This is a genomic window from Actinoplanes missouriensis 431 (genome assembly GCF_000284295.1).
GTDB lineage: Bacteria > Actinomycetota > Actinomycetes > Mycobacteriales > Micromonosporaceae > Actinoplanes > Actinoplanes missouriensis.
The window spans coordinates 6,824,709-6,850,743 of sequence record NC_017093.1 but is presented as its reverse complement, the minus strand read 5'-3'; the positions used below and the strand labels follow the sequence as shown (position 1 = coordinate 6,850,743).

At 72.2% G+C, this 26,035-nt stretch carries 27 protein-coding genes and 1 pseudogene; 12 read left to right on the top strand and 16 right to left on the bottom strand.

Translation table 11 applies throughout. The features are described 5' to 3' along the window. Positions 1 to 74: 74 nt before the first annotated feature. Together aceB and AMIS_RS31400 are read left to right on the top strand one after the other, a co-directional pair. Positions 75 to 1,625, top strand: a pseudogene (gene aceB, locus AMIS_RS31405) (malate synthase A); the annotation flags it as partial. 10 nt (positions 1,626 to 1,635) lie between these two features. After that, positions 1,636 to 2,772: a DUF6986 family protein gene (locus tag AMIS_RS31400; RefSeq protein ID WP_014446482.1), complete on the top strand. Its 1,137-nt coding sequence runs from the start codon at positions 1,636 to 1,638 to the stop codon at positions 2,770 to 2,772. A 25-nt stretch (positions 2,773 to 2,797) separates the two neighbouring features. On the opposite strand, the gene AMIS_RS31395 is transcribed toward AMIS_RS31400, so the two are convergent. Beyond that, a complete protein-coding gene (locus tag AMIS_RS31395) occupies positions 2,798 to 3,427 on the bottom strand; it encodes a hypothetical protein (RefSeq protein ID WP_014446481.1) in 630 nt (209 codons plus the stop codon). A 360-nt stretch (positions 3,428 to 3,787) separates the two neighbouring features. After that, positions 3,788 to 4,213, bottom strand: coding sequence for a glutaredoxin family protein (locus AMIS_RS31390; RefSeq protein ID WP_014446480.1), 426 nt, complete (start codon positions 4,211 to 4,213; stop codon positions 3,788 to 3,790). Positions 4,214 to 4,303: 90 nt separating this feature from the next. Between AMIS_RS31390 and allB the strand changes: the two genes are divergently transcribed. The 5 genes from allB to AMIS_RS31365 are packed head-to-tail and all read left to right on the top strand — an operon-like array spanning position 4,304 to position 9,431. Beyond that, the gene (gene allB, locus AMIS_RS31385) at positions 4,304 to 5,635 is read left to right on the top strand and encodes an allantoinase AllB (RefSeq protein WP_014446479.1); all 1,332 of its coding nucleotides are present in this window, start codon (positions 4,304 to 4,306) and stop codon (positions 5,633 to 5,635) included. Beyond that, a complete protein-coding gene (gene alc / locus AMIS_RS31380) occupies positions 5,635 to 6,618 on the top strand; it encodes an allantoicase (RefSeq protein ID WP_041830177.1) in 984 nt (327 codons plus the stop codon). Before allB ends, alc begins: the two co-directional genes overlap by 1 nt. Then, positions 6,615 to 7,733, top strand: coding sequence for a phosphotransferase (locus AMIS_RS31375; protein WP_014446477.1), 1,119 nt, complete (start codon positions 6,615 to 6,617; stop codon positions 7,731 to 7,733). The genes alc and AMIS_RS31375 overlap by 4 nt, the downstream gene beginning before the upstream one ends. 19 nt (positions 7,734 to 7,752) lie before the next feature. Continuing rightward, positions 7,753 to 8,823, top strand: coding sequence for a protein-L-isoaspartate O-methyltransferase family protein (locus tag AMIS_RS31370; RefSeq protein WP_014446476.1), 1,071 nt, complete (start codon positions 7,753 to 7,755; stop codon positions 8,821 to 8,823). An 11-nt stretch (positions 8,824 to 8,834) separates the two neighbouring features. Next, a complete protein-coding gene (locus tag AMIS_RS31365; RefSeq protein WP_014446475.1) occupies positions 8,835 to 9,431 on the top strand; it encodes a GNAT family N-acetyltransferase in 597 nt (198 codons plus the stop codon). A gap of 20 nt (positions 9,432 to 9,451) precedes the next feature. On the opposite strand, the gene AMIS_RS31360 is transcribed toward AMIS_RS31365, so the two are convergent. Beyond that, positions 9,452 to 11,035 (bottom strand): phospholipase D family protein, encoded by a 1,584-nt coding sequence (locus AMIS_RS31360; protein WP_014446474.1) that lies wholly within the window; start codon positions 11,033 to 11,035, stop codon positions 9,452 to 9,454. Positions 11,036 to 11,135: 100 nt separating this feature from the next. On the opposite strand from AMIS_RS31360, the gene AMIS_RS44740 reads away from it, so the two are divergent. Further along, the gene (locus AMIS_RS44740) at positions 11,136 to 11,264 is read left to right on the top strand and encodes a hypothetical protein (protein ID WP_269447696.1); all 129 of its coding nucleotides are present in this window, start codon (positions 11,136 to 11,138) and stop codon (positions 11,262 to 11,264) included. A 465-nt stretch (positions 11,265 to 11,729) separates the two neighbouring features. On the opposite strand, the gene AMIS_RS31355 is transcribed toward AMIS_RS44740, so the two are convergent. Next, positions 11,730 to 12,677: a pirin family protein gene (locus tag AMIS_RS31355; RefSeq protein WP_014446473.1), complete on the bottom strand. Its 948-nt coding sequence runs from the start codon at positions 12,675 to 12,677 to the stop codon at positions 11,730 to 11,732. Between the two features lie 3 nt (positions 12,678 to 12,680). Then, positions 12,681 to 13,121 carry a MarR family winged helix-turn-helix transcriptional regulator gene (locus AMIS_RS31350; RefSeq protein WP_041830176.1) on the bottom strand — a complete coding sequence of 147 codons (441 nt, stop codon included), beginning with the start codon at positions 13,119 to 13,121 and terminating at the stop codon, positions 12,681 to 12,683. A 213-nt stretch (positions 13,122 to 13,334) separates the two neighbouring features. Between AMIS_RS31350 and AMIS_RS31345 the strand changes: the two genes are divergently transcribed. Beyond that, entirely contained in the window at positions 13,335 to 13,811 is a 477-nt protein-coding gene (locus AMIS_RS31345; RefSeq protein ID WP_231859128.1) for a GNAT family N-acetyltransferase, read from the top strand. Between the two features lie 90 nt (positions 13,812 to 13,901). On the opposite strand, the gene AMIS_RS45025 is transcribed toward AMIS_RS31345, so the two are convergent. The 7 genes from AMIS_RS45025 to AMIS_RS31310 all read right to left on the bottom strand — a co-directional run bounded on the left by AMIS_RS45025 (position 13,902) and on the right by AMIS_RS31310 (position 20,238). Then, positions 13,902 to 14,687, bottom strand: a complete 786-nt coding sequence (locus AMIS_RS45025) for a Clp protease N-terminal domain-containing protein (protein ID WP_014446470.1) — start codon at positions 14,685 to 14,687, stop codon at positions 13,902 to 13,904. Position 14,688: 1 nt separating this feature from the next. After that, positions 14,689 to 14,925 (bottom strand): hypothetical protein, encoded by a 237-nt coding sequence (locus AMIS_RS31335; protein ID WP_014446469.1) that lies wholly within the window; start codon positions 14,923 to 14,925, stop codon positions 14,689 to 14,691. Between the two features lie 104 nt (positions 14,926 to 15,029). After that, entirely contained in the window at positions 15,030 to 15,239 is a 210-nt protein-coding gene (locus tag AMIS_RS31330) for a DUF3072 domain-containing protein (RefSeq protein WP_041831479.1), read from the bottom strand. A gap of 55 nt (positions 15,240 to 15,294) precedes the next feature. Continuing rightward, entirely contained in the window at positions 15,295 to 15,765 is a 471-nt protein-coding gene (locus tag AMIS_RS44350) for a VOC family protein (RefSeq protein WP_014446467.1), read from the bottom strand. Positions 15,766 to 16,154: 389 nt separating this feature from the next. Further along, the gene (locus AMIS_RS31320; protein WP_014446465.1) at positions 16,155 to 17,399 is read right to left on the bottom strand and encodes a cation:proton antiporter; all 1,245 of its coding nucleotides are present in this window, start codon (positions 17,397 to 17,399) and stop codon (positions 16,155 to 16,157) included. Beyond that, on the bottom strand, positions 17,400 to 18,065 hold the full coding sequence (locus tag AMIS_RS31315; protein ID WP_014446464.1) for an HAD family hydrolase: 666 nt from the start codon (positions 18,063 to 18,065) through the stop codon (positions 17,400 to 17,402). It lies immediately after the preceding gene. Between the two features lie 10 nt (positions 18,066 to 18,075). After that, a complete protein-coding gene (locus AMIS_RS31310; RefSeq protein ID WP_014446463.1) occupies positions 18,076 to 20,238 on the bottom strand; it encodes an ATP-binding SpoIIE family protein phosphatase in 2,163 nt (720 codons plus the stop codon). A gap of 268 nt (positions 20,239 to 20,506) precedes the next feature. On the opposite strand from AMIS_RS31310, the gene AMIS_RS44735 reads away from it, so the two are divergent. Then, positions 20,507 to 22,141 carry a mechanosensitive ion channel family protein gene (locus AMIS_RS44735; protein WP_014446462.1) on the top strand — a complete coding sequence of 545 codons (1,635 nt, stop codon included), beginning with the start codon at positions 20,507 to 20,509 and terminating at the stop codon, positions 22,139 to 22,141. Positions 22,142 to 22,280: 139 nt separating this feature from the next. On the opposite strand, the gene AMIS_RS31300 is transcribed toward AMIS_RS44735, so the two are convergent. Continuing rightward, a complete protein-coding gene (locus AMIS_RS31300) occupies positions 22,281 to 23,540 on the bottom strand; it encodes a helix-turn-helix domain-containing protein (protein WP_014446461.1) in 1,260 nt (419 codons plus the stop codon). A 268-nt stretch (positions 23,541 to 23,808) separates the two neighbouring features. Next, a complete protein-coding gene (locus tag AMIS_RS31295) occupies positions 23,809 to 24,165 on the bottom strand; it encodes a DUF6401 family natural product biosynthesis protein (RefSeq protein WP_014446460.1) in 357 nt (118 codons plus the stop codon). A gap of 111 nt (positions 24,166 to 24,276) precedes the next feature. Here AMIS_RS31295 and AMIS_RS31290 point away from each other — a divergent pair, with 111 nt between their 5' ends. Beyond that, a complete protein-coding gene (locus AMIS_RS31290; protein WP_014446459.1) occupies positions 24,277 to 24,726 on the top strand; it encodes a hypothetical protein in 450 nt (149 codons plus the stop codon). On the opposite strand, the gene AMIS_RS31285 is transcribed toward AMIS_RS31290, so the two are convergent. Then, positions 24,714 to 24,923 carry a hypothetical protein gene (locus tag AMIS_RS31285; protein ID WP_041830174.1) on the bottom strand — a complete coding sequence of 70 codons (210 nt, stop codon included), beginning with the start codon at positions 24,921 to 24,923 and terminating at the stop codon, positions 24,714 to 24,716. The two genes, AMIS_RS31290 and AMIS_RS31285, sit on opposite strands and share 13 nt — an antisense overlap. Before the next feature lie 136 nt (positions 24,924 to 25,059). Between AMIS_RS31285 and AMIS_RS31280 the strand changes: the two genes are divergently transcribed. Further along, on the top strand, positions 25,060 to 25,785 hold the full coding sequence (locus tag AMIS_RS31280; protein WP_231859127.1) for a hypothetical protein: 726 nt from the start codon (positions 25,060 to 25,062) through the stop codon (positions 25,783 to 25,785). A 12-nt stretch (positions 25,786 to 25,797) separates the two neighbouring features. On the opposite strand, the gene AMIS_RS31275 is transcribed toward AMIS_RS31280, so the two are convergent. Continuing rightward, a complete protein-coding gene (locus AMIS_RS31275) occupies positions 25,798 to 25,983 on the bottom strand; it encodes a hypothetical protein (RefSeq protein ID WP_014446456.1) in 186 nt (61 codons plus the stop codon). Positions 25,984 to 26,035 lie beyond the last annotated feature (52 nt).

Below are 26,035 nucleotides of genomic sequence, written 5' to 3'. Positions count from 1 at the left end.
CCCGTGCGCATGCAGGAGCGTGAATAATGCTCGATTACGGTACGGGGGAGTAACCACACCGAGAGGAACCGTCAACGATGACCGAGATCCTGTCCGACGAGGCCGTGGCGTTCGTCGCCGACCTGAACCGGCGATTCCGGCCTCGCCGTAACGAGCTTCTCGAGGCCCGTGCCCGCCGCCGCGCAGAGATCGCGGCAGGGGCGAGCCTCGGCTTCCTCGCGGAGACGGCGGACATCCGTGCCGCCGAGTGGACGGCGCCGCCCGCGCCGGCCGATCTCCAGGACCGCCGCGTCGAGATCACCGGGCCGACCGAGCGCAAGATGACCATCAACGCGCTGAACTCGGGCGCCAAGGTGTGGCTCGCGGACCTGGAGGACGCCAACACTCCACACTGGTCCAACGTGGTGGACGGGCAGCAGAATCTGTACGACGCGATCCGGCGGACGATCCGGTTGGAAACCGATAAGAAGAACTACGAGCTCAACGGCGGCCCCTACCCGACCATCGTGATGCGCCCCCGCGGCTGGCACCTCGACGAGCGCCACCTCCCGGTCGACGGGGCACCTGCTGTCGGCGCCCTCGTCGACTTCGGGCTCTACTTCTTCCACAACGCCGCTGAGCTGCTGTCACGTGGCAGCGGGCCGTACTTCTACCTGCCGAAGATGGAGTCGCACAAGGAGGCGGAGCTCTGGAACGACGTCTTCACGTACGCCCAGGAGAAGCTCGGCATCCCGGTCGGCACCATCCGCGCCACCGTGCTGATCGAGACGATCCCGGCGGCGTTCGAGATGGAGGAGATCCTCTACGCGCTCCGGCCGCACATCTCCGGCCTCAACGCGGGGCGCTGGGACTACCTGTTCAGCATCATCAAGTACTTCCGTGACAACCCGACCATGATCCTGCCGGACCGGGCCGCCGTCACGATGACCGCGCCGTTCATGCGCGCCTACTCCGAGCTGCTCGTCTCCACCTGCCACCGGCGGGGCGCGTTCGCGATGGGCGGCATGGCCGCGTTCATCCCGAGCCGCCGCGACCCGGAGGTCAACAAGGTGGCGCTCGCGAAGGTCCGCGAGGACAAGGAACGTGAGGCCGGCGACGGCTTCGACGGCTCCTGGGTCGCCCACCCCGACCTGGTGCCGGTCTGCGCGGAGATCTTCGACCGGGTGCTCGGCGACAAGCCGAACCAGCTCGGCAAGCAGCGCCCGGACGTCGCCGTCGACGCGCACGACCTGCTCAACGTCGCCGCCCTGACGGCCCCGGTCACCGCGGCCGGCCTGCGCAACAACGTCAACGTCGCGCTGCAGTACCTGGAGGCCTGGCTGCGCGGCAACGGCGCGGTCGGCATCCACAACCTGATGGAGGACGCGGCCACCGCTGAGATCTCGCGCTCACAGGTGTGGCAGTGGATCCACAACGGGGTACGGCTCGAGGACGGCACGCTGATCACCGCGGAGCTGGTCGGCCGGATCGAGGACGAGGAGCTCGCCGCGATCCGTGAGTCGATCGGGGACGAGGCGTGGACGGCGGGCCGCTACGACGACGCTCGCAAGCTGTTCGAACGGGTCGCCCTCGCCGGCGACTTCGCCGACTTCCTGACGAGCGCCGCGTACGACGCGATCGACTGAAAGGCTTGTGATGCGCCTGTCTGATGGGGATTACTCCGAGATCGACGGGCGCCTCGCTGCCCACGACGCGTTCCTCCGGGCCCGTTACCCGGGGGAGCGCGCCGGTCGGCAGCCGATCCACACCGTCTACATTCCCGCCGACAAGCTCTCGGCGTACCCCGGCTGGGGCACCGAGGCGCTGAGGGCCATGGACGAGAACGACTTCCCATGGCCGGATCCGACCATCCGGGCGAAGCTCGAGCTGGAGCCGATCGAGGACCTGCGCGTCGACTTCGAGGACGGTTACGGCGTCCGCGACGACGACCAGGAGGACGCCGCGGTCCGCTCCGCCGCCGCGCTGGTGAGCAAGGGCCCGCGCCCGCCCTTCCTCGGCATCCGGATCAAGTCGCTGGAAGCCGGCACCCGGCGCCGCGCGCTGCGCACCCTGGACATGTTCCTCGACTCCTACCAGGACCTCTTCACCATCACGCTGCCCAAGGTCAGCGGGACCGACCAGGTCCGTGCGATGGTTACCCTTTGCGAAAAACTCGAGCGAGGGTACGGTCTGAGCGAGGGCGCCCTGACCTTCGAGGTCCAGATCGAACTGCCCTCGGCGGTGCTCGCCGCCGACGGCACCGCCACGGTCGCCCGGCTGATCACGGCCGCCGGCGGGCGGTGCACGGGATTGCACTACGGCACCTACGACTACAGCGCCGCCGCCGGGGTCGCCGCGGCCTACCAGTCGATGGAGCACCCGGCCGCCGACTACGCGAAAGCCGTGATGCAGGCCGCCGCCGCGCAGACCGGCGTGCGCCTCTCCGACGGCTCCACCAACGTGCTCCCGGCCGGCCCGGCCGCGGCCGTGCGGGAGGCGTGGCAGCTGCACCACCGCCTGGTCCGGAGGTCGCTGGAGCGGGGCTTCTACCAGGGCTGGGACCTGCATCCGGCCCAGCTGCCCAGCCGGTACGCGGCGACCTACCAGTTCTTCCGCGACGGCCGGGACGTGGCGATCGAGCGTCTGCACCGTTACCTGCACCGCCAGGACAGCGGCATCGCGGACGAGCCGGCCACCGCCCGGGCGCTGGCGGGGTACCTGCTGCGAGGCCTGGACTGCGGAGCCTTCGACGACGCCGGCTTCCCCCGAGCCGAACTGGCACACCTGGCCTGATCCCTCGGGGGAGCGCGCGGTGGGGTCAGCCCCGGCGGCGGAGGAAGATCTGGCGCATCGCGATGGCCAGCGCCGACATGATGACGATTGCCGTCACGCTGCCGATGATGCGGCTGGAGCCCGGTTCGGCGAACCAGTCCGGCACGAAGCTGATCAACGCCACCGGGTCGAAGACGATCATGCCGAAGACGACGACCACGGCGATGGCGAGCAGGCCGACGACGACGCTCAGCGTGACCAGTTGCGGGTCGAGGCCCTCGGCGGGTTCGTTCTGCGGTTCCTCGGCCGGTGCGGCGCTGAGCGACTCGGGCACGATGTCCTGCGTGGACTCCGCGTCGTCGCTGTCCACGGCCGGCGCCGGCGCATCGACCGGCTGAGGCTCGGAGGCGCCCTCCGCGGCCGGTTCCTCCGCGACATCGACATCCGTGGCCGCAGGCTCCGCGACCTCCTCATCGATGGCGGCGGCTTCGGTGGTCTCGGCCTCAGCTGTCTCCACCTCGGCGTTCTCGGCCTCAGCGGGCTCGGCCTCAGCGGGCTCGGCTGCTGCGCCCCCGGTCTCTGCCTCCGCGTCCTCGACCGTCGCCGCCGGAGCTGCCTCGGCTGCCGGAACCGCCTCGGCCGGCTCTGCTTCGACGTTCTTCTCTTCGGTCGCCACGCATAACCCCCGTTACTTGATCGTGACCCGGCACCTTAGCGCATGCCAATCCTTCGTGGTGTCGAACGATCGGCGTCCCCGGCGCGTGCTATCTACCGCCGACAAACCATGCGGGGAGGCATCCGGTGCGGTACATCCTCAAGCCAGCCCGATCCGAGCACATCTGGCAGCGTCCATCATGGAGGTGCCGGGCCTGCGGGCGAGCCTGGCCGTGCGCTCCGGCCAGGGCGCACCTCAGCGACGGCGCCGACCGGGTGTCGCTCGCCATGTACATGTGGGGCAACCTCGACCAGGCCGTCTCCGACCTGCCGCGCCGGTCTCCGGCCGAGTTGTTCGACCGGTTCCTGGGGTGGACACAGGTCAGGAGACCGTCGCGATCCGGTCCCGGATCCACGACGGGTCCGGATTCACGAAGCCCTCGCCGCCGATCACGACGGTCGGTACGGTCTCGTCACCCCCAGTGATGGCCCGGACCGTCGCGGCGCCTTCCGGATCACGCCAGATGTCGACCCAGTGCACACGGTCGGCATCCGATCCGAGGCGGGCGCGCAGGCGCACGCAGAACGGGCACCCGGGCCGCCAGTAGACCACCGGCCGCCCGTCCGTGATCGCCTCCGCGGCGCTCTCCGCGCGCGGGAAGAGCTGCGGTGAGACCACGAAGGCCAGGCCCAGGGAGATCACGATGACAAAGGCGGCGCCCCATGGGGAGCCGTCACCGATCTTGACGGCGGCGATGAGCCCACCACAGGTGGCCGTCAGGATCGCCAGCCTCCACCGTCGCAGCATGCGCGGAGGGTACCCCGCTACGGCCGGTGACGAAATCCCCGGCCGGGCGGAAGAGCGCCCGGTGAAACAAACCGCGTCTAAGGTCTTGCCATGGTTGATCTGGTGGTGCGGTCGCGGCGGGTGTTCACCCCCGAGGGCGAGCAGCCGGCGGCGGTGGCGGTGACGGACGGGCGGATCGTGGCGATCCACCCCTGCGACGCGGAGGTGCCGGCCGCCGAGGACGTCGATCTCGGTGACGACGCGCTGCTGCCCGGCCTGGTGGACACGCACGTGCACGTGAACGAGCCGGGTCGTACCGAATGGGAGGGTTTCGCCACCGCGACGCGGGCGGCGGCGGCCGGGGGCGTCACCACGATCATCGACATGCCGCTGAACAGCCTGCCGCCGACCGTGAACGCCGAGGCGCTGAGGATCAAGCAGGCGGCCGCCGCCGGTCAGTGTCACGTGGACGTCGGGTTCTGGGGCGGCGCCATCCCGGGGAACGCCGGTGACCTGCCCGGACTGCACGCCGCCGGGGTCTTCGGCTTCAAGGCGTTCCTGGCCGACTCCGGTGTGCCCGAGTTCCCGCCGGTCGACGCCGGTCAGCTGGCCGAGGCGATGGGCGCGGTGGAAGCGCTGTTCGTGGTGCACGCCGAGGACCCGGAACACCTGCGGGACGCGGCGAGCTCGGCCGCGTACACGGATTTCCTGGATTCCCGCCCGGCCGGCGCCGAGCACGCGGCGGTGGCCACCGCCATCGCGGTGGCCCGCGAGACGGGCCGCCGCGTGCACATCCTGCATCTCTCGGCAGCGTCGGCGCTTCCGCTGATCGCGCAGGCGAGAATCGACGGGGTACGGGTGACGGCCGAGACCTGCCCGCACTACCTGACCCTGGACGCGGGCGAGATCCCGGACGGCGCGACCGAGTTCAAGTGCTGCCCGCCGATCCGCGACGCGGCGAACGCGGATCAGCTCTGGGCGGCCCTGGCCGACGGCCTGATCACCTGCGTGGTGAGCGACCACTCGCCGTGCACGCCGGAGCTCAAGCGCCGGGACACCGGTGACTTCGCGGCGGCGTGGGGCGGCATCGCGTCGGTGCAACTGGGCCTGCCGGTGATGTGGACCGCCGCTCGCGAGCGCGGACACACCCTCTCCGACGTGGTGAAATGGATGGCACACCGGCCCGCCGACCTGGCCGGGCTGCGGCAGAAGGGACGGATCGCCGTCGGCGCCGACGCGGATCTCGTGGCCTTCCGGCCGGACGCGGAGTTCACGGTCGACGCGCGCGCTCTGCACCATCGGAACCCTCTCACCCCGTACGCGGGAAGGGTGGTGAAGGGCGTGGTGGGCACGACCTGGCTGCGCGGCAGCAGGGTGACCGGCGACGCGCCGGGCGGCCGTTTTCTCCGGCGCGAGACCGCCGGCGCGACGAAGGAGATGTGATGGGCGAGTTCACCGGGCTGCCGGACCTGGCATCGCGCGCTTTCGGCGGTGGTGTCGTCCATGCCAACGACGAGTTCTTCGCCGCGGCGGACCACCTGGTCCTGCCGGCGCCGCCGGGACACGCCCCGAAGACGTTCGACCACAAGGGACAGGTCTACGACGGGTGGGAGACCCGGCGCCGCCGCGAGGCCGGTCACGACATCGCGATCATCCGGCTGGGGGCGCCCGGCGTCGTCCACGGCGTCAACGTCGACACCGCGTTCTTCACCGGGAACTACCCGCCGCAGGCGTCGGTCGAGGCGGCCGCGCTGCCCGGCTATCCCGGCCGGGAGGAGCTGGCGGCCGCCGACTGGACCGAGCTGGTGCCCCGGTCGGACCTGAAGGGGGACAGCGCCAACCTGTTCCCGGTCGCGGACCGGCGCCGCTGGACCCACATCCGGCTGCGGATCTTCCCGGACGGCGGCGTTGCCCGGCTGCGGGTGCACGGCGAGGTGGTGCCCGACCCGGCGCTGCTGCCGAAGACGTTCGACGTGGCCGCCGCGCAGTACGGCGCCACCGTCGTCGACTGCAGCAACATGTTCTACGGCAACCCGCAGCGGATGCTGATGCCCGGTCTCGCGCAGAACATGGGGGACGGCTGGGAGACGTCCCGGCGCCGCGACGACGGCAACGACTGGGTGCTGGTGAAGCTGGCGGCCCCGGCCGTGCTGCGCTTCGCCGACCTGGACACCAGCCACTTCAAGGGCAACGCGCCCGGCGGGGCCCGGCTCACCGGACGCGACGAGCGGACCGGCTCCGAGGAGTGGATCGAGCTGCTGCCGCGGGTCGCGCTGCGGCCGGACACCGCGCACCGGTTCCCTCTGGTGAAAGCCCCCGAGGTGACGCACGTCCGGCTGGACATCTTCCCCGACGGCGGGATGGCCCGGCTGCGTCTGCTGGGGCGGGCGTCCCGGGCGTACCTGCACGCCAGAATGAGCGGGTGACTCGTACCGTAACGCTGGTCCTCGTCGACGCGGAGGGTGTCCTGCGGGGCGCCCTCCCGCCGTTCCCGGTCGGCACGCCGTGGTGGCAGGAGGTCGCGGAGGTGGTGGCCGTGGCCGGCGCCGACGTCACCGTGCTGCGCGTGCTGCACGGTGACCCGTCGGGCGCAGTGACCTACCTGGCCTCGTGCGCCGCGCCGCCGCCCGGTCTGCTCCCGGCTGAGGCGGATCTCTCGCCGCACCCGCTCCGCGCGCCCTACGCCGAGATCGGCGGCCCGGAGGCGTCGCTGGCCTGGGCGTCCGGAGCGCTCGACCGGATCGGTCTGACCGGGGCGGTTCCCCACCAGCAGCGCACCTGGAACCTCTCCGCGATCTGGCGGTTCGACCTGCCGGACGGGACCCCGGCGGCCTGGCTCAAGCAGGTTCCGTCGTTCTTCCGCCACGAGCCGGTCGTGCTGCGGATGGTCGACGAGGTCGCGCCGGGCCTGGTGCCCTACCTGCTGGCGTCGGGGGAGCAGGGGCGGATGCTGCTGGCACACGTGCCCGGCGAGGACCGGTACGGCGCCGGACCCGCCCTGTGCGCCGACATCGCCGAGGCCTTCCATCCGGTGCAGGAGCATTTCGCGGATCGGGTGGCGGAGTTGCTCGCCGCGGGAGTGCCGGACAAGCGGCTCTCCGTCGCGCCCCTCGCCGATGTCGCCGAGCCCTATCTCGCCGAGATACCCGGCCTGGCAGAGTTGATCGACGGGCTACCCGACCGGCTCGCCGCCGTGGCCGCGTGCGGGCTGCCGGACACCCTGATCCACGGCGACCTGCATCCGGGCAACGTGCGGACCGACGACGACGGCAACCTGGTGATCGTGGACTGGGGCGACTCCGGCGTGGGCAACCCCGCGCTCGACGTGCTGCGGCTCAGCGACGACCCCGAGGTGCTGCGGCAGTGGGCGTCGCGGTGGTCGGGCTGCGACGCGCTGCGGGCCGTCGAGCTGCTCCGGCCGGTGGCGGAGCTGCGGGCGGCGGTCACCTACGCGGACTTCGTCGCGAACATCGAGCCGGCCGAGTGGCCGTACCACGCCGGCGACGTCGCGGCACGTCTGCGGTGCGCCGTCGATCGATGAACCTCGTACCGTATCTGTCATGGAGGATGCCCGCAGGCACTACCTCGATCTGATCCGCCACGACGGAGTGACGCTCTCGCCCGAGCTGGCCAGGGCTTTCGCGACGGTGCCACGGGAGGTGTTCGTCCCGGACGGTTTCCACCGCCGGGACGGGCGGCTGGTGCTGCCCGCCGACCCGGAGTTCCTGCGCGTGGTCTACAGCAACGACGTCCTGGTCACCAAGCTGAGCGGCAGCCGCCCGATCAGCTCCTCCAGCCAGCCGTCGCTGATGGCTCTCATGATCGAGGCGCTGGACGTGCGCCCCGGCCAGCGGATCCTCGAGATCGGCGCGGGGACCGGGTACAACGCGGCGCTGCTCGCCACCCTGGGCGCCGAGGTGACGACCGTGGAGGTGCAGGCGGACGTCGCGGACCGGGCGCGCTCCGCGCTGGCCCGGGCCGCCATCGATGGGGTACGGGTGGAGAACGCCGACGGATACACCGGTGGACCGGCCGGCGCCTACGACCGGATCATCGTCACGGTCGGGATCGCCGGGATCTCCCCGCACTGGATCGACCGGCTGCTGCCCGGCGGCCGGATCGTCGCCCCGGTCGAGCACGCCGGCATGCATCCGGTCCTCAGCGCCGGCGCCGGGGGCGAGGTGACGGTGGTCTGCCCGGCCGGCTTCATGAGCGCGGCCGGCCCGCTCACCGCCCGTCATCCCGGCAGCCACCCGCCGCCGCCGTCCGAGCCGCTCAGCGGCCTCGACCCGGCCGTCCCGGCGCGGTGGGGGACGACGCTGGAGGCGCTCGCGTACCGGGACCTGTGGTTCGCCGCGGGCGTGTGGCACCGGCGGGTCACCTACGCCTCGGCGCCGGGCCGCGAGCAGTCGCTGATCGCGGTGCTCGCCGAGGACGGCCCGGGCAGCGCCGTGGTGCTCCCGGACGGTGCGGTGCTCGCCTCCGCGGAGCGCTGCGCCGCCGTCGCGCTCGCCCTCGCCGACCGCTGGTGGGCGATGGGCCGGCCGCCGATGCGGGCGTGGCGGGCCACGCTGGCGTCCGCGGGCGGCCCGATCCTCGTGCCCGGCCCGTGGCGGCTGACCCGCCCGTAGACTGCCGAACCATGGGCATCTCCGTGGTGGCGGCCAACGAGGCGTCCTGGTCGGATGTCCGTGCGATCTTCGGCGCGCGCGGCGAGCCGGCCCGCTGCCAGTGCCAGTGGTTCAAGATCACGGCAGCCGAGTGGGGCTCGGTCCCGGTCGAGGAGCGTGCCGAGCGGCTGCGCGCCCAGGCCGGCTGCGACGACCCGGGCGCCGCGACGACCAGCGGGCTGGTCGCCTACCTCGGCGGCGAGCCGGCCGGCTGGTGTGCCGTCGAGCCGCGCTTCGCCTACCCACGCCTGATGACCGCTCGGGTGCCGTGGGCGGGGCGGGACGAGAGCCGTACCGATGCCGGGGTCTGGGCGGTGACGTGCTTCGTCACCCGGACCGGGTTCCGCCGGCGCGGCGTCAGCCGGGCCCTGGTCGCGGCCGCGGTCGGGTTCGCCCGGGAGCGTGGCGCCCGGGCGATCGAGGGCTATCCGATCGTCGCCCGGACCGACCGGGAGTACAGCTGGGGCGAGCTCTACGTGGGCAGCCGGAAAATCTTCACCGAGGCCGGGTTCACCGAGGTGAGCCACCCGACGCCGCGCCGCGTGGTGATGCGGCTGGACTTTGCCTGATCATTCACCGGCCTGACCCGTCACCAGGTTCCGGCGCGGCGCTCCCGCCAGGGCCGGCCGTCCGGGTCGTAGATCAACCGGTACGCGGGCACCGCCCACACCCGCTGATGCCACGGCAGCCGCTCGGTCTCGTGCGGCACCAGCCGGCCGGGCGGGCGCGGACCGGACCGCCCGCCGGCGATCCACTCCTTCAGCCGGTCCGCCGCCTCGGTCGCCGCGCGCACCGCGCCCACCGGATCGATCAGGTCGTCGCGGTCGTCCCCGGCCCGCTCCAGGTGCTCGCCGAGCAGCGAGAGGCGCAGGTCACGGGCGAACCGCCGGGCGCCGTCGCCGAGCCCGGCCGGATCCGCGGGCGCCCGCCCGTCCCGGGTGCCGTCGAGAACCGCGCAGGACAGCTCGCTGTCGTGGGTCCAGGAGCGACGGTTGAAGTTGTCGCTGCCCACGCTCGTCCACACGTCGTCCACCACGCACACCTTGGCATGCACGTAGATCGGAGTGCCCTCGGAGTTCTCCAGGTCGAAGACGTGCACCCGGTCGGCGGCGGCCCGGCGGCACAGCTCGATCGCCTGCTCCCGGCCGACCTGGTTCGGCGGCAGCGCGAACGCGCCGTCCACGTCCGGGTGGCGCGGCACCACCGCGATCAGGTGCAGGTCCGGGTTCTCCCGCATCGAGTCCGCGAAGAGCTGGGCGACCTCCTTCGACCAGAGATACTGGTCCTCCAGGTAGATCAGCCGCCGGGCCCGGCGGATCGCCTTCGTGTAGCCGCGGGCCACGGTGCGCTCGCCCAGCTTCGCGAAGCTGTACGCCGGGCGCATCGCCGGATAGGTCCGCAGCACCTGCACGGTCATCTCCCCGGCGGGCGGCGGGTCCGGTGGCTGCGGCGGGAGCGGGTCCGGGCGCATGTCCTCGTGCTTGAGCATGTCGGTGGCCGTGGAGATGGGACCGTGCTGGTCCAGCGGCGCCGGGTCGGTCCACCGCTCCCGGAAGCTCAGGTCCAGCGTGCCGACGACCGGCCCGCGCAGCATCAGCTGGACGTCGTGCCAGGGCGGGTTCGGGCCGTACGCCTTCGCCATCCGGACCGCCTGCGGATCGCCGTGGTGCGCGTCGTCGTCGCGCCGGCTGTGGCACAGGTCGATGCCGCCGGCGAACGCGACGTCGAGCTCCGGACGGCCGGGATGCCGGAGCACCACGAGTTTCTGGTGGTGCGAACCGCCCCGGCGGACCCGCTGGTCCAGCAGCACCTCGCCGCCTGCCGCCTCGATGTCGTCGCTGAGCGTGCGGTTCTCCTCCTCGCTGTACGCCAGCTTGTCCACATGCGAACGCCACAGCAGGCCCTTGACGACCACGCCGCGCTTGGCCGCCGCCGCGAAGAGCTCCGCGATCGTCGGGCCGTCCGCGCGCATCCGCTCGTCCGGGTCGCCGCGCCAGTCGGTGAAGAAGAGGTGATCACCGGCCTCCAGCGCCTCGACCTCCGAGGCCAACCGATCGAAGTACCTTTGCCCGTGAATTAATGCTTCGACCGTGTTTCCGGTGTTCCATGTGGGTATGGAGGTGTCCGGGTTGCCGCGTTCGGCAGCGGTCAGAAGCCATTCCTGCGGCGGCACAGCAACCCCTCCGAGGTCGACGACGCCCTCACCGTAAGCCTCCAGACCGCCGTCCGCACGCGGAGCGGCAACCCCTCGATCGCCCGGAGGAACAGATCACATGAGCGCTGAGCCGCTGGCCACCACGAGCGTCCCCGACACCGCCGCATCCGCCGAGAAAGGGCTGCTCATCGCGGTCCTGCTGATGGTGCTGGCGGGAACCACCGCCATCCTGCTGATGATGCCCTGACGGGCTGTTCCGGTAGTTGCCCGGCACCGCCCGCCGGGCTCCTGTGATCAACGCCTCGTGCTCGGGTCGGGCGCTTCGAGTGGCTGACCGGGTGCCGAGCTGGCTCTGAATGCTGCCGATCGCGCCATCGGCAGCACTGAGAGCCAGCTCGGCGCGCTCGGCTGGTTGCCAGTGCTGTTCGGCGTCCGTTTTGTGAACGCTGAGCGCCAGCCGGCGTTGACGGTTCCAAGATCTGCGAGCGTCGCGATCGATCGCGGCGAGGCCGCCGGGCCGGGCCGGCAACGTCTGTTCGCGGGGCGTGCTCGTGCGGTTCCGGTGCGGGACGCCGCCTCCCGCTCGACGAATCCCGGCTCAGCCACGCGCCGGTAGCGATGGCCGCGCAACGGCCGTGCCCCGGCACGTGGCAGCGTGTCAGGCACGGGACGGCCGTGGAGAATCGGGACGGCCGTGCCCGTACCGGAAAAATCAGTCGGTGTGCGGGAGCCGGGCCGCCGGGATGACGCCGAGGCGGCCTTTCTGGAAGTCGTCGAAGGCCTGCTTGAGCTCGGCTTTCGTGTTCATCACGAAGGGGCCGTAGTGGGCGATCGGCTCGCGGATCGGGCGGCCGCCCATGATGAAGAGGTCGAGTTCGGTCTTGGCTTCGACGCGGATGGCGTCGCCGGGGCCGTGGGTGGCGAGTTGTCCGAGAGTGATCGGGCGCATGTCGGTGCCGACCCAGCCACTGCCTGCGAGCGTGTAGACGAGCGCGTTGTAGTCGGGCTGCCACGGCAGGTCGAGGCGCGCGCCGGGCTGCAGGGTCACGTGCGCCAGGTTGATCGGGGTGAACGTGGAGCCCGGTCCGCTGTGCCCGGCCACCTCGCCGGCGATCACGCGGATCAGCGCGCCGCCGTCGGGGGTGGTGAGCAGGGCGGCGGCCTTACCGCGAATGTCCTGATATTTCGGGTCGATCATCTTCGCGGCGGCGGGCAGGTTCACCCAGAGTTGGAGGCCGTGGAAGAGTCCGCCACTCATCACCAGGTGCTCCGGCGGCGCCTCGATGTGCAGAATCCCCGCGCCGGCTGTCATCCACTGCGTGTCGCTGTTCGAGATCGAGCCGCCGCCACCGAGCGAGTCGGAGTGGTCCATGATGCCGTCGATCATGTAGGTGACCGTCTCGAAGCCGCGGTGCGGGTGCCACGGGGTGCCCTTCGGCTCGCCCGGCGCGTAGTCGACCTCGCCCATCTGGTCCAGGTGGATGAAGGGGTCAAGTTCGGTCAGTGGCACCCCGGCGAAGGCGCGCCGGACCGGGAATCCCTCGCCCTCGTAGCCCTGTGGAGCGGTCGTCAGGCGGCGCACCTGGCGGAAATCGGTCATCGGGTCGAGCCGAGGCAGACGCGGCAGGACGAGGACGTCGTCGACGGTGATGGCGGGCATGATTCACACCTTCCTGATCTTGGCGAAGACTCGGCCGATCACGGCCAGCTCCTCGTCGTCCAGATGATCGATGAAGCGCTCACGAACGGTCTTCAGATGCGCCGGTGCGGCCTCGCGCAGCGTCCGCAAGCCGGTCTCGGTCAGCACGGCCTCCTGGCCGCGTCCGTCGTCAGCACAACTCTCCTTGCGCACGAGACCGCGTTTGATCATTGAGTTGATCTGATAGGTGATGCGGCTCGGCGACAGCACGAGCCGGTTGGCGAGCTCACCCATGCGAATCCGTCGATCGGTCGCCTCGGCGAGCGCGACGAGCACGTGGTAGTCGTTCATGCTCAGCCCGGTCGCCGCGCGCAGCTCGTCCTCCATCCTCGTGTGCAGCGCCCACGAGCTCTCGACGAACGTCTGCCAATGCCGCAACTGACTGTCGCTGAGCGGTTCCGCCATGCCCGGAACCATACTCCTTCAAATCTGAAACTTCAAATCTGAAATGTACGGGCGGACCCGTCCCCGCACCCCGCGCCGTCCCGTGACCTCCGCGCGACCACCTGCCGGGGCGCGGCCGTTGCGCGACCTTCGCTACGGGTGCACGGCTGGGCGCAGACCTGTCACGGGCGTGCGGTGGCTGGTCTTCTCGGCGCGGTGGCTAGCCTTCTCGGCGTGCAGGAACACGTGCCGGCCCGCCGGGCCACTCCCGAAGACGCCGCCGAGCTGATCCGGCTCCGCGCCGTCATGCTCCAGAGCTTCCCGCAGCCGAACTGGAACGACGACTGGCAGCCGACCTCCGAGCAGATCCTCCGCAGGCGGTTCGCCGAGCCGTCCCCGACGATGGCGGCCTTCGTGGTCGACCGCCCGGACGGCGCCGGGCTCGCCGCGTGCGCGCTCGGCATCGTCGAGGAGCGTCTCGGCGGCCCGGGCAACCCGGCCGGTCTGATGGGGTACGTCTTCAGCGTCGCCACCGACCCGGACCAGCGCCGGAAGGGGTACTCCCGAGCGTGCATGACAGCGCTGCTGGACTGGTTCCGCGAGCGGGGCGCGGGCGCGGCCGACCTGCGGACGTCGGAGTGGGGTGAGCCGCTCTACGAGTCGCTCGGCTTCCGCCGCACACCCGATCCCGCGATGCGCCTCCGCCTCTGACCGCCGTGCGCGGCCGGGCCCGGCCCGCGCGGGCGCGGGCTCGGACCGCGCGGCCTGCCGGGCTCGGACCGCGCAGCCTGCCGGCCCGGCCTACGCGGCCCGGCTGGACAGGGCGTCGGTCAGGTCGGCTCGCAGCCTGGTGGTGTCGACCTTCAGCTCGGCCAGGATCAGGGCCGCGAGCCCCTCTCCCTCGCGCAGGATGCCGAGCATGATGTGCTCCCGCGCGATGTAGTTGTGCTTGAGCCGCAACGCCTCCCGCAGCGACAGCTCCAGCACCTTCTTGGCGCGCGGCGAGAACGGGATGTGGCTGCTCCCGGCGGAGAACCGCCCGAAGATGCCCTTCTTCTTCGGCGCCGGCCGCGGCAGGTGCAGCGACCCGGCCCCGAAGTTCTCCTCGATCGCGGCCCGGACCGCGTCCAGGTCGATGCCGATCGCCTTGAGGGCGGCCGCGTCCTCGGCGTCCCGGTCGGCGAGCGTGGTGGCTTCGGCGCTGCGGTCGCCGACGTGCGCGACGATCGCGGCCCGCACCCGCTGCCGGTCGGCGCCGGCCTCGCTGAGCAGGGCCGCGACGGCGCTCGGCGGGCCATCGGGTGTCCCGCGCCCGGCGCCGCCCGGCCGCGCGCTGCCGGGAACGGCGCTGCTCGGCCCGGCGCCGCCTGGCCGGGCGCTGCCGGGAACGGCGCTGCTCGGCCCGGCGCCGCCTGGCCGGGCGCTGCCGGGAGCGGCGCTGCCCGGCCGGGTGGCATCAGGCCAGGAGTCGCTGGTCAGCGCGAGCAGCACGTGCTCGGTGCCGATGACGGTGTGGCCCAGCTCGCGGGCCTCCTGCTGGGCACCGACCACCGCGCTGCGGGCGCCCTTGGTGAATCGCTCGAACATGTCAGCCCTCCCGTGGGTCCTGCATCGGCATGAGGCGGGCGTGCTTCTTGTGCACGCCCTGCCGGGTCACCTCGAGTGCGTCGGCGATCTCCTGCCAGGACCAGCCCTTGGCGCGGGCGTTGGCGACCTGGAGATGCTCGAGGCCCTCCAGGAGGCGGCGGAGCGCCACGACCGCGCGCAGCCCGACCCGTGGGTCGGTGCTGCCGGCGGCGGCGGCGAGGTCGGTCGCTTCGGTCATGCCGTCAACGTACGTTGACAGACGCTGCTCTGTCAACTCGGGTTGACACGCAGGGCGAAGAAAAGCCCGGCCCTGAGTGGGCCGGGCTCACCGGGCGGGGCGGTTCAGCGGCCCCGGCCGGTCTTCTCCTGCAGTTCGTCGATCTTGCGGGACGCGTCGGCCTTGGTCAGGTCGTCCGGAACGTCCTCGTGGGCCTCGGCGGCGAGGGTGTTCAGATATGACTCCTGCGCCCCGGTCGCCGGCTCGTCGCCGGTCGTCCAGTCCGCCGGGTCCTTGATCGTGTTGCCGCTCTCGGCGTTCGCCTGGTCCGCCATGACGCCGTCCTTCCCGGTAGTGGTGTCGAACGTCTGTACCACTACCCGCGAACGGTCAGTCCCAAGCCGGGAGATTTCCCAGCGAGACGGTCAGCTCGACCGGGTGGTGCACCGGCGCGGCCACCGAGAACCGCGCGCCCCAGGGGTCACGCAACTCGGCGAAGGCGCTCAGCCCGGTCTCGACCGGCTCCGAGATCACCGCACCGCCGAGGCGCTCGCAGTGGTCGGCCGCCTCCTGGATGTCGGCGACCTGGAACGCGGCCCGCCACCAGGCTCCGCGGTAGCCGGCCGCCAGCCCGGCGATCGCGTCGTGCCCGTGGTTCAGCCACTCGCCGGTGCCGAAGTCGTGGCGCAGCAGCCAGCCGAACGCCGAACCGTAGAACCGGGCCGCACTGCTCGGGTCGTCAGTGATCAGTTCCGGCCAGGACATCGTGCCGGGCTCGTCACGGGCCTGCGCGCCGGCGAAGTCGGTGGCCTGCCAGAGGCCGAGCATCGCGCCGGCCGGGTCGGCGATGATCGCGCGCATGCCGCCGTGCGCGTCGGCGGGATGGCTCAGGCAGTGGCCGCCGGAGAGGGCGACCTGCTCGAGCGTCTCGTCGGATCGGGCGTGCTCAGGTGGGTGAGCCAGCCGTCCGGCCGCTCCGGCATGCTGCGTGAGAGCCCCGCCACGGCTCGTCCGCCCAGCTTGAACCGATCACCCGCAGACTCCCAGCCAAACAACTCTCCGTAGAACTCCGCCGCACGGGCGGGGTCCGCACTTGCCAGTTCCACCCAGCAAGGTGTCAAGGGTGCATAGCCTCTGATCCGCATGAGCCGCTCCATGGTGGACATCCCCAGTTGCTTGAGCACTCTACGGCACTGAACACGCTTCGTCACCACCGGATGGTCCATTGTCCGGTTTAGAGCAGAAAACTATTACTTAGCGTCACTGCTTGAGTGATCCAGGTAACGCATGACAGGTGTCGCGGCGATTCCGTGCAGGACGACGGAGACGACGACCACAAATCCGGCGGTTGCCCAGAGTAGATCGGCACGCGGGAAATTTGCGTGTGTCATTGCGTACGCTAAGTAATAAAACGATCCGATGCCACGGATCCCGAACGCCGCGATCACCCAGTGTTCCGCTGTGGTCCCCGGAGCGCCCCGCAACGCGGCGAAGGCGGCGAGCGGACGGATCAGGAAGATCAGCACGAGACCGGCTGCCGCGGCCTGCCAGGTGAGCGGAGCGAGCAGCCCGCCGACCACCGCGCCGCCGAGCAGCAACAGCAGCAGCACGGTCAGCAGCCGCTCGGTCTGTTCCGCGAAGTCGTGCAGCACCTGGTGGTACTCGTGCGACCGCTCCGCGGCACGGATCGCCCGGGCCGCCACGAACACGGCCAGGAACCCGTAGCCACCGGCGACCTCGACCACCCCGTACGCCAGGAAGGTCGCGGCCAGCGCGAGGAAGCCCTCGGAGTGACGGGCCAGGCGAAGCGCGTCGCGCTTCGCGCGGAAGAAGAGTTTGCCCAGCGCCCAGCCGATCAGCGCACCACCGGCGAGACCGACAGCGCCCTTGTAGAGCACGTCCTTGAGCACCCACTCGCCGAGCCAGCCGGCCGGGTCGACGCCGTGCAGCGCGATGGCGATCGCGGCGTAGACGAACGGGAACGCCAGCCCGTCGTTGAGTCCCGCCTCGGAGGTCAGCGCGAACCGCACCTCGTCCTCCGAGTCCTCCTCGTCGGTCGGCTCGCCCACCTGCACGTCCGAGGCGAGCACCGGGTCGGTGGGCGCCATCGCCGCGCCGAGCAGCAGCGCGGACGCCGGCACCAGACCGGCCCACCACCAGCCGAACAGGGCCACCGCGGCGATGGTGATCGGCATCGCGATGATCAGGAGGCGGCCGGTGGACGCCCACCGGCGACGGCCGAACGGGCGGTCGATCTTCAGGCCGGCGCCCATCAGCGCGACGATCACGCCGATCTCGGTGAGGTGCTCGGTCAGTTTGGCGTACCGCAGGGGGTCGGCCTCGGGCAGGCCGATCGGCAGGCCGAAGACGAGCATGCCCAGGGCCAGGAACGCGATCGGCATCGAGAGCGGGCGTTTCTCGACGAGGCGGGGGAGGATGCCGGCGAGCAGGGCGCCCACCCCGATCAGGGCGAACACCACATCGGACAGCTGCATCTATCGGATCTTGGCGATCGGGGAGGTGGACAGGTCGGCCAGCAGGGCTGCCGGGTCCCGGTACGTCGCGATCGCGCCTGCGTCCCGCAGCTCCGCGGCGCTCGTCCCGCCGCAGACCAGGCCGATGCAGGACATGCCGAGCTTGCCGGCCGCCTGGACGTCCCAGACCGAGTCGCCGACGTAGACGGCGCGCTCCGGATCCACATCGGACTGCGTCAGGGCGGCCTGCAGGATGTCCGGGGCCGGCTTGCTCTCCTCGGCGTCGGCCGACGAGGTGGCGGCCGTGATCACGTCGTCGGCGTCCAGAACGCGGCGCAGTTGCTTCAGCTCCGGCTCCCGGGCCGAGGAGGCGAGCACCACGGCGAGATCGCGGGCGGCGACCGCCCGTACCAGATCGGCCGCGCCCGGCAGCGGGCGCAACCTCTCCCACCAGGCCCCGTAGAGGATGTCGTGCGCCGTGGTCATCTGCTCGTCGTCGGAAGTGTCCCGGTCCTCGCCGAGCAGGTGGTCGAGCAGCTTGTCGGAGCCCATCCCGATGCCCCGGTGGATCAGGGCCATCGGCACGTCGCGGTCGTGCTGGCGCAGCGCCTCCCACCAGGAGACGGCGTGCAGGTACGTGGTGTCGATCAGGGTGCCGTCGACGTCGAACAGAACTCCGGGCCTCATGCCCTTCGCATTACCCGGCCTGATCGCCGCGAATCAGCAACATCTCGAACCAGACCGTCGAGCCGCGGACCGTCGGGTCGGTGCCCCACGAGTCGCTCAGCTCCTCGATCAGCCCGAGACCCCGGCCCCGGCTGGCCATCGTGTCGGCGCGAGCCCGGATCACGCTGCCCCGGGTGCCGGTGTCGGCGACCGAGACGAGCAGGCGCTCCGCGTTCAAATCGATGTGCACCTGGGCCGGCGTGCCGGCGTGCAGCAGCGCGTTCGTGGTGAGCTCGCTGGTGCAGAGGATCGCCGCGCCGATCACCGCCTCCGGCACCTGCCACTCCCGCAGCCGGGTCGACATCCACTGCCGGACCCGGCTCGGCCCGGTCGGCTCGGCCGCCACCTGCATGGTCGCCGACCGGCTCATCGCGAGCGCGTGCTCCACCGCGAGCACCGCCACGTCGTCGTCGGTGGTGCCCTCGACCGCGGCGGTGGCCAGCGAGCACATGTTGCGCGGATCGCCGCTGGCCGAGCCGGCGGCCGCCGCGACCAGCGCGTCCAGGCCGTCGTTGAGCGGCTTGCCGCGACGCTCCACCACGCCGTCACTGAACATCAGGATGGTGTCGCCCGGCTCCAGCCGCAGCGAGCCGGTCTGCCAGCGGCCGCCCAGCCCCAGCGGTGCGCCCGGCGGCACCTTCACCATCTCGGCGGTGGCCCGCTCGCCACCGTGCCCGGCGCGGCGCAGCACCGGCGGTGGGTGACCCGCGCTGGCCAGCGTGATCGTGCCGTCGTTGGGGTCGAGCACCCCGTACACCACGGTCACGAAGATCTCCTCGTTGCGGGACTCCGCACCGAGCGAGCCGACCAGCCGGTCCAGCCCGGCGAGCACGCTCGGCGGCGCCGGATCGGTCAGCGCCAGGGCGCGCAGCGCGGCCCGGACCTGGCCCATCACGGCGGCCGCGCGGACGTCGTGCCCGGCCACGTCACCGAGGACCATCGCAAGCCGCCCGTCGGCCAGGCGGAACGCGTCGTAGAAGTCGCCGCCGGCCGCGTTGCCGTCCACGCCGACGTCATACCGAGCCGCTATCCGGAACGTGTCCAGCTCCGGGAGGTGCTCGGGCAGCATGCTGCGCTGCAGCAACTGGGCCGTGCCGTGCTGGGCCTCGAACCGCCGTGCCCGCTCCGCCGCCTGCGCCACCAGCTCGGCCGCGGCTTTCAGCAGGGCCCGCTCGGCGGGCAGCCAGTTGTGCGCGCGGGTGAAGCCGACGGTCAGCGCGCCGCGCAGCGACGGCGTCCGCAGTGGCAGGGCGGCCAGCGCGCGGACCCGTCGCTCGTGCCGGTCGGTCGCCACCTCGCGCAGCGGCTCGCCGTCGGCCACGAACGTCGCCCGCCCGCTCTCGGCGGCCGCGACGAGCGGCGCGCCCGGATCGCTGCCGACCCGCCGCCAGACCGGGGGGAGCCGCTCGTCGGCCTCGTCCAGCATCTCGCCGCGAATCCGCCGGACATAGCGGTAGGCCAGGCCGTCGTCCACCGCCAGCACACAATGATCAAGATCAAAGGACGCCATCGCGTACGCCAGGACGACGCGCGTGACATCGTCGATGGTCAGTGCTCCGGCCAGCCGGGCGGTCAGCTCGCCGAGACTCTGCAACCGGTGGATCACCTGGGTGGTCTCGGCGGCCACGGTGAGCACCCCGGCGATCTCGCCGCGCGTGTCCCGGATCACCGAATGGCCCTGGGTGTAGAACGCCGGCTCGGTGCCGCCCGGCTGGATCGGCACCTGGCTCTCCGGCTCGAGGACCGCGCGGCCCGTCCGGTACACCTCGGCGATCACGTCGCCCATGCCGTGCCGGCTCCACGCCTCGCCGAACGCCTCCGCGGCGGGTTTGCCGAGCGCGTCCGGATGCAGGTCGTCCAGCACGTCCGCATAGGCGTCGTTGTAGATCACCAGGCACTCGGCGCCGTAGGTCAGCATCATCGGCACCGGGGACGCCAGCATCAGCTCGACGGCCGCGCGGATCGCCGGGTCCCAGCGGGTGATCGGGCCGAGGGGTGTGGCCGACCAATCGTGGGCATGCACCAGCGCCGCGCAGCCCCTGCCGGTGTGCTGTGCCCCGACCCCCTGCACGGGCAGCGTTGAGATCCCTGCCGGGCGAATCCCGCCCGAGCCGATCGCTCCCGAGCCGACCATGCAGAAAGCCTATCCCGTGTGGTCCGTTTGTACGATGCCGCACCGTCCGACCGTCCGGTTCATGACCGTACGCCTGTCAGGTTCTCTGCGAGACGGTACTACCGGCCGCTGTGACCGCGTATTCCGGCTCTTTCCGCGACTCATAACATGTCGGAAATCAGCCCGAGCTCTTCTGTCGCAGGCGCGTGGTACTCCTGAGCCCTAAGGTTCGAAGGGGGCGCCGGTCCGGGCTCGCCGGAGGCGTCGCAGGCGAGGCGAGGGAGGCCGGATGACCGGGGACGGGCTGAGCCGCGGGCTGAGCGACATGTGGCGGTCGGTGGTGCTGTTCCTGCCGTACGCACTGGCCTTTCTCGCGATTCTGCTGGTGGGTTACCTGCTGGCGCGGCTCGCGCGGACGGTGACCCGCAAGGCGCTGCGGCGGGTCGGGTTCGATCGGGCGGTGCAGCGCGGTCCGGCCGGCCGGCTGTTCCGCGGTGAGGCGCCCAGCCCCGCCGAGCTCTGCGCCCGGCTGGCCTTCTTCGTGGTGCTGCTGATCGCGGTGCAGGCGGCGTTCGGGCTCTGGGGGCCGAACCCGGTCAGTGACCTGCTCAACGACCTGATCTCCTGGCTGCCGCAGGTCTTCGTGGCGGTCGTGATCGTGGTGGTCAGCGCTGCCGTCGCGGGCGCCGCCCACGATCTCGTCGTGGCCGCGCTCGGCGATCTGGGCTACGCCCGGGTGCTCGCCAAGGCGGCCGCCGCCGTGATCCTCACGCTCGGCGTGATCGCCGGGCTGGACCAGGTCGGCATCGCCACCTCGGTCACCCGCCCCCTGCTCATCACGATCCTCGCCACCGTCGCCGGCGTGATCGTCGTGGGTGTCGGTGGCGGCCTGATCCGGCCCATGCAGCAGCGCTGGGAGGGCTGGCTCGACCGCGCCGCGACCGAGTCCGCGGCGATCCGGGAGCAGGCCCGGGCCTATGCCGACGAGCGCGCCCGCCAGGCGGCGGCCGAGGAGGCGCGCAAGGCGGAGGAGGCGCGGCTGGCCGAGGAGGCCCGGCTCGCGGAGGAGGCCCGCAAGGCGGAGGAGACCCGGCTCGCGGAGGAGGCGCGCCAGGCCGAGGAGACCCGGCTCGCGGAGGAGGCGCGCCAGGCCGAGGAGGCCCGCAAGGCCGAAGAGGCTCGCCGCGCCGAGGAGGCGCGGCTGGCGGAGGAGGCCCGGCTCGCCGAGGAGGCCCGCCAGGCCGAGGAGCGCCGCCGCGCGGAGGAAGCGCGCCAGGCCGAGGAACGCCGGGCCGCGGAGGAGCGGAGGGCCGAGGAGCGGAGAGTCGAGGAGGCGCGCAAGGCCGAGGAGCGCCGGGTGGCCGAGGAGCGCCGGGCCGAGGAGGCGCGCCGCCGGGAGGAGGAGCACCGGGCGGAAGCGGCCCGCCGGGCGGAGGAGGCCGAGCGGGCGGCCGAGGAGCAGCGGGAGCGGGAGTTGCGGGCCGAGCAGGAGCGTCTCGACTGGGAGCGCCGCAGCGCCGACGCGCAGTGGACCGGCGACGAGGAGTTGTCCGGCGACCGGACCCAGGTGATCGCGGTGCCGCGGGACGACCGGCCGCACATGATCCCCGGGTTCGACCGGGACGAGGAGGACACCCCGCCGCTGATCCGGGAGACCGAGGTGATCCCGCGGAGCCGTCCCGGCAGCGGCGACACCACCGTGGTCACCCAGGGCGCGGCGGACGACGAGTCGACGGTCATCCGGCTGCCGGACGGCGACTCCACCGTGGTGATCGACGAGAGCGAGGAGGGGGAGCGGACCCAGGTGGTGCGGCTGCCCGGCCCGGAGTCGACGCAGGTGATCGGTCCGGGGGCGGAGGACGACGTGACCGCGCCCTTGGAGAAAGGACGACGCGACCCGGGCTCCCGGCCGGCGAAGCAGTAGTCCCGCCGGCTCTTGTCCCGGCCCACGGGCGTTGCGCCGCGTCGCTGGGCGTTGCGCCGCGTCGCTGGGCGTCGCTGGGCGTTGCGCTGCGTCGCTGGGCATTGCGTCGCGTCGCCGGGTGGCCGGCTTGCGAGCGGGGTCAGGCGATCTGGAGGCGTTCGCAGAGGGCGCGTAGCTCGGTGCCTCCGGCTGCCCGCCGGGAGCGGTCCAGCAGGGCCCGGGTGGTCTCGCGGGCCAGGGGCGAGGTGTGCACGTGCTGGGGTGCGACGCGTTCGGCGATGAGCAGGTAACGGATCGCCTCGCGGTCGTGGCCGCGCAGCCGGGCCAGGGCGCGGGCGGTGTCGGCGTAGTAGAAGACCTGCCGGAACCCGGCCGGCAGGATCGCCGGGTCGGTGCCACGGGCGATCTCCACGGCCGCGCCGGGATCGCCGCCGTCGACCTCGATGCCGATCCGCCAGAAACCGACGTTCGCCGGACCGAAGTAGAGGCCCATCGTGGTGGTCTCGCCGGTGCGGTCCGCCAGCGCCGCGGCCTCGGCCGACCACGTCCGGCTGTCGTCGAGACGGCCCTGACCGCGGCTGGCGAACGCGCAGAGCAGCTGCAACGAGCCGAGCACCGCCAGGCCGCCGGACCGGGCGGTGTGCGAGGCGATGTCGTCGGCCGCGCGTGCCGCCAGGGCCAGCCCTCGGTCGAACGAGCCGCAGGCGGCCGCGGCGCTCGCCCGGGCGTAGGCGGCGTACGCCAGCAGCACCGGATCACCGGCCGCCGCGGCAGCGTCCCGGCAGCGTTCGGCGCCGAGCCAGGCGTCCGCGGGATGGCCGAGGTTGCGCAGCACCGAGGAGGCGATGAAGGTGACGTCGCAGAGCAGGCGCAGGGCGGGGCGGCGTTCCGGTCCGGTGACGGCGGTGTGCAGGTCGCGCAGCAGGCCGGGGAGGAGCCGGGCGGCGCCGGCGTAATCGCAGGACTGCCGCAGATCGTCGAGCAGGGCGGCACCGCGAGCCAGCTCCGCGACCGGCCGATCCGGTCCGGGCTGGGGCCCGTGTTCGGGTTCGCGTCCGTGTTCGGGTTCGCGTTCGTGTTTGGGTTCGTGTTCGGAGAGGTCCAGCTCGACGAGGGACTGGCGGACGGCGTGGACGGCGGCGTGGGCGGCCACGACGGCTCGGTCGGTGATCGGGACCGGGACGCCGGCCAGCTCGGCCGGGGAGCAGTCGAGCGCCGCGGCGAGGCCGGCCAGCATGAACCTGTTGTCGGCGGCGAGCAGGCCGCGCTCGATCCGGCTCCAGGTGGTGTGGGAGATGCCGGCGCGGCTCGACGCGTACCGGATGCTCCACCCACGCAGCAGGCGGCGGGCCCGGATGCGCGACCCGATCGTGGGGTCGGCGGGAAGTCGGGGAGTCATGAGCCGACGGTAGGCATTCCGGCTCGTGCGGCGGTGCGACCACGCACCGGGAGTAGGCGGTGCGACCACGCACCGGGAGAAGGCGGTGCGACCACGCACCGGGAGAAGGCGGTGCGACCACGCACCGGGAGAAGGCGGTGCGACCACGCACCGGGAAAAGGCGGTGCGACCACGCACCGGGAGAAAAGGCGCGGGGCCGGCCTCGGGTGAGGCCGGCCCTTTCTACGGTCGGATGTGCTGGCCGCGGTCCGGCCGTGGAATCAGCTGGTCAGCGCGGCGCCGGCAGCGTCCGGGCCAGCATGCAGATCGCCAGCAGGCGGCGCAGCACCCAGTCGTTCTCGGTCCAGTCGATCTCGCCCTCGGGGGCCTGCCAGCCGTGCTGCAGGGCGGCGTCGCGGACACCCTCGGCGTACGCGGCGAGCAGGATCGCGGTCAGCGGGCGGGCGTCGGCGTCGAGGCTGTCCCGCACACCGGCGGCGTGCTGGTCGATGACGGACATGAGGCCGGGGTTCGCGGCGGTGGCGGCGAAGCCGCTCACACCGACGGCGGCGGTGAGGTCGGCGAGCGACGCGTGAGCGGAACGCTGGGCGGAGCGGGCGGCGGCGTTGCTGAACAGGCCATTCATGAGAAGAAACGTTAAGGAGCCTCGGGTCGCCAACGGTTTTCCGAACAGGTGCAGCTCGGTTGAAGTCGGCTCGGTGGGGAAAGAGCGTGATCGGCCGACGAGAGGAGAGGCATGAGCACGCACACCGACGGGCCGGACGAGCAGCACCGCCGGCCGGCCGGGCTCGACGACACGACCGTGCAGGCGCTCGGCAAGCTGAGCGAGGCGCTGGAGACGGTCGAGCGGGTTCGCGGGCACCTGTACTCGATGCACCAGCTGACCGGCACCGCCGATTTCATGCTGGACGAGGCGGTGTCGCTCTTCATGCAGGCCGGGCAGACCGAGATGGCCGAGCGGATCCAGCGTGAGCTGATCGGCCGGAACGTCATCCCGGGGCACTGGACCTTCCAGATCGTCGAGGAGTTCGACGACGGGTACTACGCGGAGTTCCGCGCGGTCGAGCGGGACGCCCGTGACCAGCTGGCGCAGGGCCGCCGCCACCTGTACGAGGCGGAGCTCAAGGAGCAGCGGCGCACCCACGGGCGGACCGGGCATGAGGCCCAGCCGGATTACTCCGCGTAGTCAGCTGTCTCGGGACGGCGCCGCTGGGCGTCGTCCGCGATGATCACGGTGGCGACGAGGAGGGCCACGACGACGGCCAGGAACCAGGAGGCGTCGTCGATCAGTTTCGCGGCCAGCGGGGCCTGGAAAGCGGCGAGCAGGAAACCCACCCAGGCGAGACGGCGCTGACGTTCGGTAAGAAATCCGGCAGATCGCACCCGGACAGTCTTACTCGATCAGCCAGCTTCGCCGTCACCCGTTCGGCCGATTCTGCGTTGTCCGATGGTGCCCACCGCCTTGCGCCGCCACCGCTCAAGCATGGTCCTTCCCGGCCTGTCCGTGCTGGTAGGAGCCGTGTTGACGGCTTCCTGCACGGTCAGCCCGCCCTCTTCGCCGCCGTCGCCCGAGCCGAGGATCGCCGAACCGGCGACGCTGCGGGCGGCGCCACCCGCCGCCGACCAGCCGGTCCGGGTGCTGGCCGGCCCGCTGCAGCGCCGCAAGGGCGCCTGGCTCACCGTGGGGGACGCGGCGAGCCGGGTACGCGTCCAGTTCGCTCACCTGCCCGGCCAGCTCTACCGGATCACGACCGGACCGGACGCCGGCGTCGCCCCGCGGGTGTTCCGCCGCGGCGGCCGGGTCGTGGTCCGGCTGCGCGTCACGGACGGTGAGGGCCTGGACGAGCTGCGCATCATCCTGAACCGGGACGTCCGCTGGGACATCCGGCTGCCGGCCGGCGCCGGGGAGCAGCAGCTGAACCTGCGGCACGGCCGGGTGAAACGGGTCGTCCTCGGCTCGTCCGGGCTGGCCGAACTGTCGCTGCCGGACCCGGTCGGCACGGTGCCCGTCACGTTCACCGGAGGGGTGGGCTCCGCCGTGGTGACGGCTCGGACCGCGGCGCCGTTCCGGATCCGGTTCGACCAGGGGGCCGGCTCGGTGGTGACGCCGTGGACCGCGAACAACGGGACCCCGGCCGGGACGGTGCTGCGGGAGCCCGGTTACCGGCGGGCCGCCGACCGGTACGCGATCCGGGTGCGCTCGGGTCTGGGCGACATGACGGTGCGCCGCCGGGACCCGAGGTGAACGCGGGACAGGTCAGTGCGGGCCGGTGTGGCCGGTCGTGCTCGGCCGGTCGCTCGCCTCGTTCGGCTCCTGACCGGTGTCGTTGTCACTGGCGTCGTTCTGCCCGTCGATGTCCCACGTGGCCATCGCCTTGTTGAGCTCGCTCAGAGGCAGCTTCTCCTCGTCGCGCCACACGCCGTCCTGCTCTTGATCAGTCATGGGAGTGCGTTACCCGTACCCGGAAAAGCGAAACGGCCGCCCGGAGGCGGCC